The sequence below is a fragment of the Glycomyces sp. TRM65418 genome (genome assembly GCF_019710475.1).
In the GTDB taxonomy this organism is placed as follows: domain Bacteria; phylum Actinomycetota; class Actinomycetes; order Mycobacteriales; family Micromonosporaceae; genus Glycomyces.
The window spans coordinates 489,283-504,815 of sequence record NZ_JAJFAX010000001.1 but is presented as its reverse complement, the minus strand read 5'-3'; the positions used below and the strand labels follow the sequence as shown (position 1 = coordinate 504,815).

Below are 15,533 nucleotides of genomic sequence, written 5' to 3'. Positions count from 1 at the left end.
AAAGTCGGAGGCGTGGTTAGGCATCCAGACCGAGGCCGCACCGCGCCGGGCATGATGGGATGGGAACATGAGCCCGCCGCGCCCGTCCAGCCTCCTCAGCCGCGTCCATCGCGGTGATGTGATCGCCGCCGTCCTCCTGTTCTTCGCGGGGGCGTCGCTGCTCGCGCTCGGCAGTTACGAGCGGTTCGGCATCGAGGTGCCCGACCGGGTGCGGTACGTGCCGCTGCTCCTGGTCTGCACCGGCGTCGTGCTGCGGCGCGCCCGGCCCGGCGTCACGCTCGCGCTGGGCGTCCTCGGCTTCGGCACGGAGTTCGCGATCGGGTTCTCGCTGGCGGTCGTGTTCGTCTTCACCGACAACCTGTACTCGTACGCCCGCTACGGCTCCCGGCGCGGGCTCGCGATCATGATGCCCGCGGTGGTGGCGGTCGTGCTCGCGGTGGGCGTCTACGTCGCGGTCACGGACGGCAGGGCCGCCTCGGTGATCAGCTCGCTGGCGATCGCCGCGCTGGTCACGGCCTCGCCGGTGTTCACGGGCGTCATCGTGCGCCAAGCCCACGAGCGGGCGATGCTGGAGGCCGAGCGGGCCGAGCAGACCGCGCGGCTGGCGGACGTGCGCCGCCGCGAGGCCGTGCTGCGCGAGCGCACCCTGATGGCGCGCGAGCTGCACGACACCGTCGCCAACTACCTGTCGGCGATCGCCCTCCAGTCCACGGCCCTCCAGGCCCGCAAGGACCTCGACGCCGAGACGATGCGGACCTCGGTCGCGGCGATCCGCTCCTCCAGCGTCGAGGGCCTGGCCGAGCTGCGGCGCATCATCGGCCTCCTGCGCGCCGCGGAGAACGGGACGGGGGAGGGCGAGGAGCTGGCGTCGTTCCGGCTCGACCAGGTGCCCGAGCTGGTCGAGCGCATGCGGGCGGTCGGCCTCAAAGTGGACTTCACGACCGAGGGACCGGTGCGGGCCCTGCCGGGCGAGGTCGAGCTCACCGCCTACCGGGTCGTCCAGGAGGCGCTGACGAACGTGCTCAAATACGGTTCGGACGCCGCCGTCGCGATCCGCTACGGGGACGACCGGGTCACCGTCGAGGTCGCGAACGCGGTGCGCCCGGGAACCGACCTCGTGCCGAGCGGGGGAGCGGGACTGGTCGGCATGACCGAGCGGGTCCGCCTCCTGGGCGGCAAGGTGCGGGCCGGACCCGAGGGCCGCCGGTGGCGCGTCCACGCGGAGATCCCGACGGGCGGTCCCGACGACCTCGCGCCGCCGGCCGAGCCTCCCGCCCGCCGCTTCCCGAACCTGATCCCGCGTTGACGGTCCCGTCGCCGCGCGCTCGCCTTCCCCGAAACGGAGTGAACACCGATGATTTCCGTCCTGCTCGCCGACGACCACGCCGCGGTGCGCGCGGGCCTGCGCATGCTGCTCGACAGCGCGGACGACATCGAGGTGGTCGGGGAGGCCGCGGACGGCGTGGAGGCGGTCGACCTCGCGAGGGCACTGTCCCCGGACGTGGTCGTCATGGACGTGCGCATGCCCCGCAAGGACGGCATCGCGGCCGCCGCCGAGCTGCGCGGCGCCGCCGACGTCCTCGTCCTCACCAGTTACGGCGAGGACGCGAACGTCTTCGACGCCCTGCGCGCGGGTGCGAGCGGCTTCCTGCTCAAGGACGCCGACGCCGAGACGCTCGTCGAGGCCGTGCGCACGATCGCGCGCGGCGACGGCCTCATCTCCCCGGCGGTCACGCGCGGCCTCATCGCCGAGTTCGCGCGCTCGCGCCCCGCCTACGCCCCGATCGCGGTCGACCACGCCGGACTGGCGAGCCTGACCCCGCGCGAGACCGAGGTCCTCGCGCTCATCGGCGAGGGGATGTCGAACGCCGAGATCGCCGCCGAACTCGGGATGGCCGAGGCCACGGTCAAATCCCACGTCACCCGCGTGCTCGCGAAACTCGGCCTCACCAGCCGCGTCCAGGCCGCCATCTTCGCCCGTGAACAGGGGCGATAGTCACGTCCCACACACCGGAACAGGCGTTCCCGTCCGACTTGAATGCTGATACAGTTCTCTGCATAGTCATTCAAGACGGAGGTTTCCAGTGACGTACCAGGTCGCCGTGGCCGGCGCCAGCGGCTACGCGGGGGGCGAGGTGCTGCGGCTGCTCGCCGACCACCCGCAGCTCGACGTCGTCGCCGCGGGCGCGCACAGCAACGCCGGTGAGTTCATCACCGCGGTCCACCCCCACCTCACCGCGTACGGCGACCGACGCTTCACCCCGACCACCCCGGAGGCCTTCGCCGAGGCCGACCTGGTGATCATGACCCTCCCGCACGGCCAGTCGGCCGCGCTCGCCGCCCAGCTCCCGGCCGACCAGAAGATCGTCGACCTCGGCGCGGACCACCGACTCGAAGACGCCGCCGCCTGGGAGGCCTACTACCCCGGCCCCCACGCCGGAACCTGGACCTACGGCCTGCCCGAACTGCCCGGCCAGCGCGAGCGGATCGCCGCCGCGACCCGGGTCGCCGCGACCGGCTGCTACGCCGTCGCCACGATCCTCGCGCTGCGGCCCCTCCTGGACGCGGGGATCGCCGCGGCCGAGGACGTCGTGGTCGTCGCCGCCTCCGGCACCTCCGGGGCCGGGAACGCCCCCAAGAAGCAGCTCCTCGCCAGCGAGGTCATGGGCTCCATGAGCCCGTACAAGGTGGGCGCGCACCAGCACGTCCCCGAGATCAAGCAGGCCTCCGGCGCGGCCTCCCTCTCGATGACCCCGCTGCTGGCCCCGATGCCGCGCGGCATCATCGCCACCGTGACGGCCAAGGCGACCGCCGAGCTCGACGCGGGCGACGTGCGGGCCGCGCTGGCCAAGGCCTACGACGGCGAGCACTTCGTGCACGTCCTGCGGGAAGGCCAGTGGCCCTCGACCGCCGCGACCTACGGCACCAACGCCGTCCAGCTCCAGGGCGCGGTCGACAAGGACTCGGGCCGGATCATCGTCACCGCGGCGATCGACAACCTCGGCAAGGGCGCGGCCGCGCAGGTCGTGCAGTGCGCGAACCTCATGCTCGGCCTCCCCGAGGCCGCGGGCCTCACCGTGAACGGAGTGGCGCCGTGACGGTCACGACCCCCAAGGGCTTCACGGCCTCCGGCGTCACCGCCGGGCTCAAGGCCTCCGGCAGGCCGGACGTGGCGCTCGTCGTCAACGAGGGCCCGCTCCAGGTGGCCGCCGGGCGCTTCACCGGGAACCGCGTCAAGGCCGCCCCGGTCAAGTGGTCGCAGCAGGTCCTGACCTACGGCAAGGTCAAGGCCGTCATCCTCAACTCCGGCGGCGCGAACGCCTGCACCGGCGCCGAGGGCTTCCAGAACACCCACGCCACCGCCGAGAAGACCGCCGAGGTCCTCGGCTGCGGCGCCGTCGAGATCGCGGTCTGCTCGACCGGGCTCATCGGCGAGCAGCTGCCGATGGACAAGCTCCTGCCCGGCGTCGAGGCCGCCGCGGCCGCGCTCGCCGCCGACGGCGGGGAGGCCGCCGCCACCGCGATCATGACCACCGACACCGTCGCCAAGCACGCATCGATCACCGGCCCGGCGGGCTGGACCGTCGGCGGGATCGCGAAGGGCGCGGGCATGCTCGCCCCCGGCCTCGCGACGATGCTCGTCGTCCTCACCACCGACGCCGTGATCGACGGACCGCTCGCCGACGCCGCGCTGGGCACGGCCTGCCGCTACTCGTTCGACCGGCTCGACTCCGACGGCTCGATGTCCACCAACGACACCGTGCTCCTCCTCGCGTCGGGCGCCTCCGGCGTCGAGGCCGACGCGGACGAGTTCACCGCGGCCCTCACCGACCTGTGCAAGGACCTCGCGCGCCAGCTCCTGAGCGACGCCGAGGGCTCCACGAAGGACGTCGCGATCACCGTCTCCGGCGCGGCGACCGAGGACGACGCCGTGGAGGTCGCCCGGTGCGTCGCCCGCGACAACCTCGTCAAGACCGCCCTCTTCGGCTCCGACCCGAACTGGGGCCGGATCCTCGCGGCCGTCGGCGTCTCCAAGGCCCCCTTCGACGCCGACGCGGTCGACGTCGCCGTGAACGGCGTGTGGATCTGCAAGGCCGGCGCCGCGGGCGAGAGCCGCGACCTCGTCGACCTCACGGGCCGCGACGTGGCGATCGACGTCGAACTCCACAACGGCGCGGCCTCGGCCACGATCTGGACCAACGACCTGTCCCACGACTACGTCCACGAGAATTCGGCATATTCGACATGAGCCCACACTCGTCACCCCGCCCAGCCGACTCGCTTCGCTCGTCCACCCCGAACCGGAGTCAACGCCGATGAGCTTCGCCGACAACGGCTACGCCGATCTCGCACCGCACCTGCAGTCCGCCCTGGGCAAGGCCGAGACCCTCATCGAGGCGCTCCCGTGGCTCCAGCGGTTCACCGGTTCCATCGTGGTGGTCAAGTACGGCGGCAACGCCATGATCAACCCCGAGCTCCAGGCCGCGTTCGCGGCCGACATGGTGTTCCTGCACTACGTCGGCATCAAGCCCGTCGTCGTGCACGGCGGCGGCCCGCAGATCTCGGCCATGCTCGCCAAGCTGAACATCGCCTCCGAGTTCAAGGGCGGCCTGCGCGTCACCACCCCCGAGGCCGCCGACGTGGTCCGGATGGTCCTGGTCGGCCAGGTCGGCCGGGAACTGGTGGGGCTCATCAACAACCACGGTCCCTTCGCGGTCGGCATGTCCGGCGAGGACGCCCAGCTGTTCACCGCCAAGCGGCGGTGGGCCGAGGTCGAGGGCGAACGGGTCGACGTGGGCCGCGTCGGCGACGTCGCCTCCGTGAACACCGCGGCGATCGACGACCTCATCGACGCCGGCCGCATCCCCGTGGTCTCCACTGTGGCGCTCGACCACGACGGCGTCCTCTACAACCTCAACGCCGACACCGCCGCCGCCGCGCTCGCCGAAGCCCTCCGCGCGCAGAAGCTCATCGTCCTCACCGACGTCGAGGGGCTCTACGAGAACTGGCCGGAGAAGGACTCCCTGCTGCGGCAGATCACCACCGACCGGCTCGCCGGCCTCCTGCCCTCCCTCCAGTCGGGCATGGTCCCGAAGATGGAGGCCTGCCTGCGGGCGGTCAAGGGCGGCGTCCCCCAGGCGCACGTCATCGACGGGCGCGTCCCCCACTCGACCCTGTTGGAGATCTTCACCTCCGACGGCGTCGGCACCATGGTCGTGGAGGCGAAATGACCTACTCCGAGCAGATCAAGACCCGGTACGCCGCCGCCCTGATGGGCAACTACGGCCTCCCGCCCGTCGCCCTCCGCGAGGGCGAGGGCCGCACCGTCACCGACGTCGACGGCAACGCCTACCTCGACATGATCGGCGGCATCGCCGTCTCCAGCCTGGGGCACAACCACCCCGCGCTGGTCGAGGCCGTGAGCCACCAGGCCGCCCGGCTCGCCCACAGCTCGAACCTCTTCCTGCACGAGAAGGAGGTCGAACTCGCCGAGAAGCTCCTCGAACTGTGGGGCAACCCCGGCAAGGTCTTCCTGTGCAACTCGGGCGCCGAGGCCAACGAGGCCGCCCTGAAGCTCGCGATCCTCCACGGGAACGCCAACGGGCGCACCAAGATCGTCGCCACCGACAACGGCTTCCACGGCCGGACCCTCGGCGCCCTCTCGATCACCGGCAAGGCCGCGATCCGCGACGCCTTCGGGCCCTTCGGGCGGGACGTCGCGTTCGTGCCCTACGGCGACGCCGACGCCCTGAAGTCCGCTGTGGACGACACCGTGGCCGCCTGCTTCATCGAACCGACCCAGGGCGAGACCGGCGTCATGCCCGCACCCGCCGGATACCTCAAGGCCGCCAGGGAGATCACTGCCTCCAGCAACGCCCTGCTCGTCCTCGACGAGATCCAGTCCGGCTTCGGCCGCACCGGCGCCTGGTTCGCCCACCACGCCGAAGGCGTCGTGCCCGACGTCGTGACCCTCGCGAAGGGCCTCGGCGGCGGCGTCCCGATCGGCGCGGTCCTCGCCACCGACGCGACCGCCGCGCTCTTCGCCAAGGGCGTGCACGGCTCCACCTTCGGCGGCAACCCGATCGCGTGCGCCGCGTCCCTCGCGGTGATCGACACGATCGAACGCGAGCACCTCCTCGAGAACGTCCTCGCCCTCGGCGAGCACCTCGACGCCCGGCTCGCCGCCGACCCGCGGGTCACCGAGATCCGGGGCCAGGCCCTGTGGCGGGGCATCGCCCTCGCCGAGCCGGTCGCCGCCGAGGCGGTCGAGCACCTCATCGGCCTCGGCGTCCTCGCCAACGCCCCCCGGCCCGACACGATCCGGATCGCCCCGCCGCTCACCATCACCCGGGCCGAGCTCGACGCCTTCTGCGACAAGCTCATCGAAGCCCTCGACGCCGTCGTTTCCGCCCCTGGAGGTCGACCGTGACCGTCAAGCACTCGGCCCAGCCGAACACGCCGCACTTCCTCAAAGACGACGACCTCACCGTCGCGCAGCAGGCCGACATCCTCGACCTCGCCGCGAAACTGAAGGCCGACCGCCACGGCTACCGCCCGCTCGCGGGCCCCAAGTCCGTCGCGGTCGTCTTCGAGAAGCCCTCCACCCGGACCCGGCTGTCCTTCGACATCGGCATCGCCGAGCTCGGCGGCCACTCGGTCGTGATCGACGCCCAGTCCACCCAGCTCGGCCGCGGCGAGAGCGTCGCCGACACCGCCCGGGTCCTCTCCCGGTACGTCAGCGCCATCGTGATCCGCACCTTCGGCGACGACCGGATCGAAGAGCTCGCCGCCCACGCGAGCGTCCCGGTCGTCAACGCCCTCACCGACGGCTGGCACCCCTGCCAGCTCCTCGCCGACCTCCAGACCGTCGCCGAGCACCGGCCGCTCAAGGGCACGACCCTCGCCTACGTCGGCGACGCCGCGTTCAACATGGGCAACTCCACCGTCATCGCCTGCTCGATGGCCGGGATGCACGTCCGGATCGGCGCCCCCGAGGGCTACCGGCCCGCGGACGAGGTCCTGGCCCGCGCCGCCGCGATCAACGCCGCCACCGGCGGATCGGTCACCGTCACCGCCGACCCGGTCGAGGCCGTGGCGGGCGCGGACGTGGTCTCCACCGACGCGTGGGTCTCGATGGGCATGACCGACGGCGAGCAGCGCCTCGCCGAGCTGCGCCCGTACCAGCTCAACGGCGACCTGCTCGCCCACGCGGCCGACGACGCGATCGTCCTCCACTGCCTCCCGGCCCACCGGGGCGAGGAGATCACGGACGAGGTCATGGACGGCCCCCGGTCGCGGGTGTTCGACCAGGCCGAGAACCGGCTCCACGCCCAGAAGGCGCTCCTCGCCCGGCTCGTGGGAGAGCCGTCATGAGCCCACACCCGTCGCGCCCGCCCGTCGCCCGCCCCCACCCGACATGGTGGGCGCTGCGCGCCCACTGTGGCCAAGCCGGCTCGCTGCGCTCGCCTTCCCCGAACCGGAGTGAACGCCGATGAACCAACCGACCACCAAAGCGGCGCGGCAGGCCCGCATCGTCGAGCTGATCTCCACCCGCGCCATCCGCTCGCAGACCGAACTGGCGAACCTCCTCGCCGCCGACGGCATCGAGGCCACCCAGGCCACGCTCTCGCGCGACCTCGAAGAACTCGGCGCGGTCAAGGTCCGCGGCACCGACGGCGGCGGCGCGGTCTACTCGATCTTCGCCGAAGGCGAACGGCCCCTTCGCGACGCGGAGGCCGCCCCCGACCGGCTCCAGCGCCTCCTGCGCGAACTGCTCGTCGGCGCCGACCACTCGGCCAACATGGCCGTCCTGCGGGTCCCGCCGGGCGCGGCCCAGTACCTCGCCAGCGCGATCGACCGATCGGGCCTCGCGGACGTCATCGGCACCATCGCAGGGGACGACACGATCGCCGTGATCGCCCGCGACGGCGTCACCGGCCGCGAGGTAGCCGAGCAGATGCTGCACTGGGCCGGAAAAGCGCCGGACCCGTACCACGCCGCCACCACTGAGCCCGAGCCTTTGAAAACTGCCAAGGAGAACACCAAATGACCGAGAAAGTAGTGCTCGCCTACTCCGGCGGCCTCGACACGTCCGTCGCCATTCCGTACCTCGCCGAGCAGCTCGACGCCGAGGTCATCGCCGTGGCCATCGACGTCGGCCAGGACGGCGAGGACATGGACGTCATCAAGGAGCGGGCCCTCGGCTGCGGCGCCGTGGCCGCGGAGATCGTCGACGCGCGCGAGGAGTTCGCCGCCGAGTACTGCTTCCCGGCCGTCGCCGCCAACGCGCTCTACATGGACCGCTACCCGCTGGTCTCCGCGCTCTCCCGGCCGCTCATCGTGAAGCACCTCGTGGCCGCCGCCGAGAAGCACGGCGCGACGATCGTCTCGCACGGCTGCACCGGCAAGGGCAACGACCAGGTGCGCTTCGAGGCCGGCCTCGCCGCCCTCGCCCCGCACCTCAAGGTCGTCGCGCCCGCCCGCGACTTCGCCTGGACCCGGGACAAGGCCATCGCGTTCGCGGAGGAGAAGGGCCTCCCGATCGACGTGACCAAGAAGTCCCCGTACTCGATCGACCAGAACCTGTGGGGCCGGGCCGTCGAGACCGGGTTCCTGGAGGACATCTGGAACGGTCCGATCGAGGACATCTACGACTACACCCAGGACCCGGCCGTCGAGCGGGACGCCGACGAAGTGGTCATCACCTTCGTCTCCGGCAAGCCGGTCGCCATCGACGGCGTGAAGAAGTCCGCGTTCGCGCTCGTGCAGGAGCTCAACCAGCGGGCCGGCGCGCAGGGCGTGGGCCGGATCGACATGGTCGAGGACCGGCTCGTGGGCATCAAGTCCCGCGAGGTCTACGAGTCCCCGGCGGGCATCGCGCTCATCGCCGCGCACATGGAGCTCGAGAACGTCACCGTCGAGCGGGAGCAGGCCCGGTTCAAGCGCACGGTCGACCAGCGGTGGGGCGAGCTCGTCTACGACGGCCTCTGGTTCTCCCCGCTGAAGCAGAGCCTCGAGACGTTCATCGACGACGTGCAGACCTACGTCACCGGCGAGGTCCGGCTGACCCTCCACGCGGGCAAGGCCACCGTCACCGGCCGGCGCTCGGAGACCAGCCTGTACGACTTCGACCTGGCCACCTACGACGAGGGCGACACCTTCGACCAGTCGAACGCGCGCGGCTTCGTGGAGCTGTGGAGCCTCCCGTCGAAGCTCGCCGCCGCCCGGAACGAGCGGATCAAGGCCGAGGCCGAGTAATGGCGAAACTGTGGGGGGGCCGCTTCTCGGGCGGCCCCGCCGCCGCCCTCGAAGCCCTGAACGCCTCGATCGGCTTCGACTGGCGGCTGGCCCCGTACGACATCAAGGCCTCGAAAGCCCATGCGCGCGTGCTCAACCGCGCGGGGCTCCTGACCGAGTCCGAACTGGACCGGATGCTGTCCGCCCTGGACGCCCTCGCCGACGACGTGGCCTCGGGCGCGTTCACCGGCACGGTCGCCGACGAGGACGTCCACACCGCGCTGGAGCGCGGCCTGGTCGAGCGCCTCGGCGAACTCGGCGGCAAGCTCCGCGCCGGGCGCAGCCGCAACGACCAGATCGCCACGGACCTGCGCCTGTACTGCCGCGACCACGCGCGCGGCCTGGCCGCCGACCTCCACGACCTCGTGAGCGCGCTGGCCGAGCAGGCCGCCGGCCTGGTGGAGGCGCCCGCGCCGGGCATGACGCACCTCCAGCACGCGCAGCCGATCACGCTGGGCCACCAGCTGCTGGCGCACGCGCAGGGCTTCCTGCGCGACCTGGAACGGCTGCGGGACTGGGACAAGCGGGCGGCGGTCTCGCCGCTGGGCTCCGGTGCGCTCTCCGGCTCGTCCCTGCCGCTGGATCCGGTCGCGGTCGCCGAGGACCTCGGCTTCGACAGGCCCGCCGCCAACTCGCTCGACGGCGTGGCCGACCGCGACTTCGCGGCCGAGCTGCTCTTCGTCTGCTCCATGATCGGCGTCCACCTCTCCCGCCTGGGGGAGGAGGTCATCCTCTGGTCGAGCCAGGAGTTCGGCTGGGTGACGCTGGACGACGCGTTCTCCACGGGCTCCTCGATCATGCCGCAGAAGAAGAACCCGGACGTCGCCGAGCTCGCGCGGGGCAAGTCCGGTCGCCTGGTGGGCAACCTGACGAGTCTCCTGGTGACGCTGAAGGGGCTGCCGTTCGCGTACAACAAGGACCTCCAGGAGGACAAGGAGCCGGTCTTCGACTCGCTCGACAACCTGGCGCTCCTGCTCCCGGCCGTGACGGGGATGGTCGCGACCATGGTCTTCAACGTCGAGGTCCCGCGCGCGAGCGCCCCGAAGGGCTTCAGCCTCGCCACGGAGATCGCGGACTGGCTGGTGCGCAAGGGCGTCCCGTTCCGCGGCGCCCACGAGATCGCGGGGGCCTGCGTGGCCCACTGCGAGGCGCGGGGCATCGAACTGCACGAGATCGCCGACGAGGACCTGCCGGGCCTCTCCGAGCACCTGGACGCGTCGGTGAAGGAAGTCCTCACCGTCGACGGCGCGCTGGCGGGCCGCACGACCCCGGGTTCCACGGGCCCCAAGGCCGTGGCCGACCAGCTCGCGCAGGTGCGCGAGCAGGTCGAAGCCTGGAAGGCCTGGTCGGCACCGAAGTAGCCGAGGCGACAGGGGCCCGCGTCGACGCGGGCCCCTTCGTCGCCGCTCAGCGGTCTTGAGTACGACGACGCGACAAGAGCGCCACCAGCGTGTTCGACAAATGTTGTACAATCAGGGGCATGGCTATCGGATTCCGGCCCACGGACGATGACGAACGGATCATCGAACATTTCAAGCGCGAAGGCGAGAGCACCTCTGACGTGCTTCGTCGAGGCCTGCGCAGCCTCGAACGGCTCGCCTGGGAGGAGCAGGCGCGCGCCGACATGGCGCGCCTGGCACTTGAGGACCTCTCGGACGAGCCCGATGCCTGGGAATACGACGAAGACGGCAATATTCGCGTCGTCGGCACCGATGTGGTCGTCGCTTCTCGCAAGGACACCGACCGGTGATCCGTGGCGCGGTCTATCCCGTCGACTTCGGCGATGCCAAACGCGGTCACGAGCAGCGCGGTAGGCGCCTCGGTCTGATGTTGAGCGCCCAGCATGAGCGCTGGAGCACCGTCACTGTCGTCCCGACCTCCACCAGCGCGCAGGCGTCGGCCTTCCGTCCCGAAGCGGTGGTCGCGGGACGATCGACTCGGATGCTGGTCGACCAGATGCGGACCATCGACACGCAGTACGTCACCGGCGACCTCGTCGATTTTCTGAATCGGGAGGACATGGAACAGGTCGAATACGCTGTCGTTCGGTATCTCGGTCTCCTAGCCTGAAGCCCGTTGCGGCCCCGGCGCGATGCGCCGGGGCCGCAACGGTTTCCCGTTTCGGTCAGTGGACCTCGACCGGTTCCCGAGCGGCCCGCTGCGGCTCGGGCTCGGGTTCGACGGTCAGGTGCGGCAGGACCTTGTCGAGGCCCTTCGGCATCCACCAGGCCGCCCGGCCCATGACCTTCATGATCGCCGGGACCAGCAGGCAGCGGATGACGAACGCGTCGATGAAGATCGCCACCGCCATGCCGATGCCGAACTGCTGGAGCAGGCGCGCGTCGTCGAGGATGAACGATCCGAAGACCGCCATCATGATCGCCGCCGCGGCGGTCACCACGCCGCCCGTGGAGGCCAGACCGCGGCGGACCGCGTCCCGGGCGTCGCCCGTGCGCAGGTACTCCTCCCGCATCCGCGACATGAGGAACACCTCGTAGTCCATCGACAGGCCGAAGATGATCGCGAACGCCATCACCGGCACGAACGCCTCGACCGGGCCCGCCGGGACGCCGAACGCGCCCTCCTGGAAGATCCACGCGACCACGCCGAGGCTCGCGCCGATCGTCAGCAGGTTGAGGATCGCGGCCTTGACCGGGATCAGGATCGAGCGGAACACGACCATCAGCAGGAGGAGGGACAGTCCCACCACGAACAGCAGGAACAGCGGCGCCTTCTCGATCATGATGTCGCTGAAGTCGATCGCGGCGGCCGTCGAGCCGCCGACCAGCTGCTCGCCCTCGACCTCGTCCAGCACGTCGTCGCGCAGTTCGTGGACGAGGTCGACGGTGGCCTCGTCGGCCGGCCCGGCGGTGCCGACCACGGTGGACATCCACAGGTCCGCGCCGATCGGGAACGGCGGCGACACCTGCTCGACCGTGTCGAGCGCGTCGATGGCGGTGTACGCGGCGGTCGCCTCGGCCTCGGTGCCGTCGGTGACGACCATGAGCGGGCCGTTGAAGCCCTCCCCGAATCCCTCGGAGAGCAGGTCGTACGCCTCGCGGCCGGTCGTGCCCTCCGCGTCGGTGCCCGCGTCGGCGAAGCCCAGGCGCAGGTCCGCCAGCGGCGCCGCGAGCGCGGCGAGTCCGGCCGTCACGATGATGATCGCGAGCCAGGCGCGCTGCTCCACGAACCGCGACCAGCCCACCCAGCGCGAGCCGGGCGCGCGCCTCGCCTTGGCGGCCCTCTTGCGCACGGACCGCTCGATCCGCCTGCCGAACAGGGCCAGCAGCGCCGGGAGCAGCGTCACCGAAGCGAGCATCGTCACGAGGACGGTGAGCGCCACCGCGATGGCGACCGCCTGGAGCGAGCCCAGGCCGAGCGCGAACAGGCCCATGAGCGCCACGATGACCACCGAGCCGGCGAACAGCACCGAGCGGCCGGCGGTGTCGAGCGCCGTCGCGGCGGCCGCCTTGCGGCTCGCGCCGCCCATCAGCTCGGAGCGGAAGCGGGCGAAGATCAGCAGCGCGTAGTCCACGCCGACGCCGAAGCCGATGAGGAACATGATCGGTGCCAGGAACGTCGGCAGTGTGACCACATGCGATACCAGCATCGACAGGCAGAACGCGGTGCCCACGGCGAAGACCGCGGTGATGAGCGGGACGCTCGCGGCCAGCAGGGACCCGAACATGAGCACGAGGATCACCAGCGCCGCGAGCATCCCGATGCCCTCGGCCGCGCCGCCGCCGCCTTCACCGGCCTCGCGAACGGCGTCGCCGCCGAGCGCGAACGCCACGCCGTCGCCCGAGGCCGCCTCGGCCTTGGCGATCAGGTCGCCGGCCTGCGCGGTGGTCCCGTCGAAGACCGCGGTGGCATAGCCGACCGTGCCGTCCTCGCTGACGGCCCCGTACTCGGCGAAGGGGTCGTTCACGCCCGCGATCCCGGGCTCGTCGGCCAGGTCGGCGAGGAAGCCCTCGATGCGGGTCCGTTCGGCCGCCACGTCGTCGGCGGCGAAGACGACCTGCACGGTGCTGTCGTTCGCGTCGGGCGCGCGCTCGTCGAGCAGGTCGGACAGCTCCTGCGATTCGGTGCCGGGCATGGTGTTGTCGTCTTCGAAGGCCGAGCCGACCGCGGCGGACGCCCCGATGGCGCCGGCGAACACGAGGACCCAGATGAAAAGCGCGATGAGGGGGCGGCGCTGCGTCCAACCGGACAGCCGCGCCATCGCGGAGGGCTTTGCGGCAAGGTGTGGTTCCATGCCGACGACTATGGGCGACAGGCGGCCCCGGCCGCATCACCTCAGCAACCGAGATCGCCGTACACCCCAGGCGTCAGGACGCTTCCGGGCGTACCTCCCCGGTCGCACGCCGCCGTCCACGTCGCGGCGGCGCCCGCCTACGATTCGCCGTCGGTCCAGGTGGGCCGCACCAGGCCCGACTCGTACGCGGTGACCACGAGCTGCGCCCGGTCGCGCGCCGAGAGCTTCGACATGATGCGGCTGACGTGCGTCTTCGCCGTCGCGGGGGAGAGGAACAGGCTCCCGGCGATCTCGTCGTTGCTCATACCCGTCGCCACGAGTTTGAGCACCTCGGTCTCGCGCTCGGTCAGCGCGTTCAGCTTCGGGCTCGGCTCCGGCCGGGCGATCCTCCCGGCGAACTCGCCGATGAGCCGCCGCGTCACCTTCGGCGAGATCAGCGCCTCGCCCGCCGCGACCACCCGGATCGCGTGGAGCAGCTCGTCGGGGTCGGTGTCCTTGACGAGGAACCCGCTCGCCCCGGCGCGCAGCGCCCGGTACACGTAGTCGTCCTCGTCGAACGTCGTCAGGATCACCACCTTGACGCCGTCGAGCTTCGGGTCCCGCCCGATCCGCTCGGTCGCCTCCAGCCCGTCCATGTCCGGCATGCGGATGTCCATGAGCGCCACGTCGGGACGGTGCCGGCGGGCCAGCTCCAGGGCCTCGGCCCCGTTGCTCGCCTCGGCGACCAGCTCGATGTCGTCCTCGTCGCCGAGGATCGAGGCGAACCCCGCCCGCACCAACCGCTGATCGTCCACCAGCATCACCCGGATCACGGCGCCTCCACCTGCAACGGCCACGTGGCCTCGACCAAGAAGCCGCCGTCGTCGCGCGGCCCCGCGTTGAAGGTACCGCCGAGGCTCTCGGCGCGCTCGCGCATCCCCGTCAGACCGTTCCCGGGCCCGTTGCCGCGCCTGGCCTCGCCCGCGCCGTCGTCGGCCACCGCGACCGCGAGCGTCGAAGTCCCGATCACCACCTTCACCTGCACCCGCTTCGCCTTCGCGTGCCGCAGCACGTTCGTCAGCGACTCCTGCACCACCCGGTACGCCGCCGCGTCCACCGCCACCGGCAGCTCCGCCCGTCCGTCCACGCGCAGCTCGACCTGCAGGCCCGAAGCGCGCGCCGCCTCCACGAGCGAAGGCAGCTGCTCCAGGGTCGGCCCGGGGCCCGTCGGCGAGTCCTCCCCGCGCTCGCGCAGCACCCCGACCATCGCCCGCAGCTCCCGCAGGGACGACCGGCTCGTCTCGTCGATGATCCGGAGCGTTCCCTCGGTCGCGAACGCGGGGTTCTTCTTCAGCTTCCGCAGGGCCGCCGCCGTCTGGACGTTGATGAGCGACAGGTGGTGCCCCACCGCGTCGTGCAGCTCCCGCGCGATCCGCAGCCGCTCCTCGGCCGCGCTGCGCCGCTGCGTCTCCTGGAGCGCCACCGCCGTCTCGGCCCGGATCCGCCGGTTGCTCGCCACGATGGCCCCGATGGCCGGGACGGCGACGATCCAACCGCTGAGCATGAACGTCTCGCTCGGCGACATGTGCGCGAAGTCAGCGATGACCTCCGAGACCACCACCAGCAGGAACGTGCCCACCGCGATCGCTCCCGCCGCCATCAGCCGCCCCAGCGCCGCGAGCGTGTACAACGCGACCACGAAGCCCGAGAGCATCGGCCCGTCCGTCGAGGACGCCGGGTAGTACACGACCGTGCAGGCCAGCGTCACGAGCGTGACCGCGAGCGGGAACGAGCTGCGCCAGAACAGCACGACGACCGAGACCGCCATCGCCGTCCACGCCAGCGACTCGCTCAGGCCCTGGTTGTCGCGGATGTGCAGCACCCACTGCAGCATCGTCCACGCCACGACCACGACCGCGTTGACGAGCCCCACGACGAGGTCGATCCGTTTGACGGCGAAGCGGTGCAGCACGACTCCCAGCCTAAGCGGAGCGCCCGGCCC

General features: G+C 71.6%; 15 protein-coding genes. 12 read left to right on the top strand and 3 right to left on the bottom strand.

The features are described 5' to 3' along the window. Positions 1-67 precede the first annotated feature (67 nt). The 12 genes from K3N28_RS02305 to K3N28_RS02250 all read left to right on the top strand — a co-directional run bounded on the left by K3N28_RS02305 (position 68) and on the right by K3N28_RS02250 (position 11,367). Positions 68-1,306 (top strand): sensor histidine kinase, encoded by a 1,239-nt coding sequence (locus tag K3N28_RS02305; protein ID WP_228090856.1) that lies wholly within the window; start codon positions 68-70, stop codon positions 1,304-1,306. A 48-nt stretch (positions 1,307-1,354) separates the two neighbouring features. After that, positions 1,355-1,996, top strand: a complete 642-nt coding sequence (locus K3N28_RS02300; protein ID WP_228090855.1) for a response regulator transcription factor — start codon at positions 1,355-1,357, stop codon at positions 1,994-1,996. A gap of 88 nt (positions 1,997-2,084) precedes the next feature. Continuing rightward, positions 2,085-3,098: an N-acetyl-gamma-glutamyl-phosphate reductase gene (gene argC / locus K3N28_RS02295; protein WP_228090854.1), complete on the top strand. Its 1,014-nt coding sequence runs from the start codon at positions 2,085-2,087 to the stop codon at positions 3,096-3,098. Further along, on the top strand, positions 3,095-4,249 hold the full coding sequence (gene argJ / locus K3N28_RS02290) for a bifunctional glutamate N-acetyltransferase/amino-acid acetyltransferase ArgJ (protein ID WP_228090853.1): 1,155 nt from the start codon (positions 3,095-3,097) through the stop codon (positions 4,247-4,249). The genes argC and argJ overlap by 4 nt, the downstream gene beginning before the upstream one ends. A gap of 67 nt (positions 4,250-4,316) precedes the next feature. Next, a complete protein-coding gene (gene argB / locus K3N28_RS02285; RefSeq protein ID WP_228090852.1) occupies positions 4,317-5,231 on the top strand; it encodes an acetylglutamate kinase in 915 nt (304 codons plus the stop codon). Next, positions 5,228-6,430 carry an acetylornithine transaminase gene (locus K3N28_RS02280; RefSeq protein WP_228090851.1) on the top strand — a complete coding sequence of 401 codons (1,203 nt, stop codon included), beginning with the start codon at positions 5,228-5,230 and terminating at the stop codon, positions 6,428-6,430. Before argB ends, K3N28_RS02280 begins: the two co-directional genes overlap by 4 nt. Beyond that, positions 6,427-7,374 (top strand): ornithine carbamoyltransferase, encoded by a 948-nt coding sequence (gene argF, locus K3N28_RS02275; protein WP_228090850.1) that lies wholly within the window; start codon positions 6,427-6,429, stop codon positions 7,372-7,374. Before K3N28_RS02280 ends, argF begins: the two co-directional genes overlap by 4 nt. A 118-nt stretch (positions 7,375-7,492) precedes the next feature. Further along, complete coding sequence (locus K3N28_RS02270; RefSeq protein ID WP_228090849.1) at positions 7,493-8,050, top strand: arginine repressor; 558 nt, start codon at positions 7,493-7,495, stop codon at positions 8,048-8,050. Beyond that, complete coding sequence (locus tag K3N28_RS02265) at positions 8,047-9,258, top strand: argininosuccinate synthase (protein WP_228090848.1); 1,212 nt, start codon at positions 8,047-8,049, stop codon at positions 9,256-9,258. The genes K3N28_RS02270 and K3N28_RS02265 overlap by 4 nt, the downstream gene beginning before the upstream one ends. Then, entirely contained in the window at positions 9,258-10,658 is a 1,401-nt protein-coding gene (gene argH / locus K3N28_RS02260) for an argininosuccinate lyase (protein ID WP_228090847.1), read from the top strand. The genes K3N28_RS02265 and argH overlap by 1 nt, the downstream gene beginning before the upstream one ends. Positions 10,659-10,777: 119 nt before the next feature. Continuing rightward, positions 10,778-11,047: a hypothetical protein gene (locus tag K3N28_RS02255; protein WP_228090846.1), complete on the top strand. Its 270-nt coding sequence runs from the start codon at positions 10,778-10,780 to the stop codon at positions 11,045-11,047. Continuing rightward, positions 11,044-11,367, top strand: coding sequence for a type II toxin-antitoxin system PemK/MazF family toxin (locus K3N28_RS02250; protein ID WP_228090845.1), 324 nt, complete (start codon positions 11,044-11,046; stop codon positions 11,365-11,367). Before K3N28_RS02255 ends, K3N28_RS02250 begins: the two co-directional genes overlap by 4 nt. A 55-nt stretch (positions 11,368-11,422) precedes the next feature. Here the strand turns inward: K3N28_RS02250 and K3N28_RS02245 are convergent, their stop codons facing one another. From K3N28_RS02245 to K3N28_RS02235, 3 genes are all read right to left on the bottom strand, one after another. After that, positions 11,423-13,552, bottom strand: coding sequence for an MMPL family transporter (locus tag K3N28_RS02245; RefSeq protein WP_228090844.1), 2,130 nt, complete (start codon positions 13,550-13,552; stop codon positions 11,423-11,425). A 137-nt stretch (positions 13,553-13,689) separates the two neighbouring features. Next, on the bottom strand, positions 13,690-14,364 hold the full coding sequence (locus K3N28_RS02240; RefSeq protein ID WP_228090843.1) for a response regulator transcription factor: 675 nt from the start codon (positions 14,362-14,364) through the stop codon (positions 13,690-13,692). Next, a complete protein-coding gene (locus K3N28_RS02235; RefSeq protein WP_228090842.1) occupies positions 14,361-15,503 on the bottom strand; it encodes a sensor histidine kinase in 1,143 nt (380 codons plus the stop codon). Before K3N28_RS02235 ends, K3N28_RS02240 begins: the two co-directional genes overlap by 4 nt. Positions 15,504-15,533 lie beyond the last annotated feature (30 nt).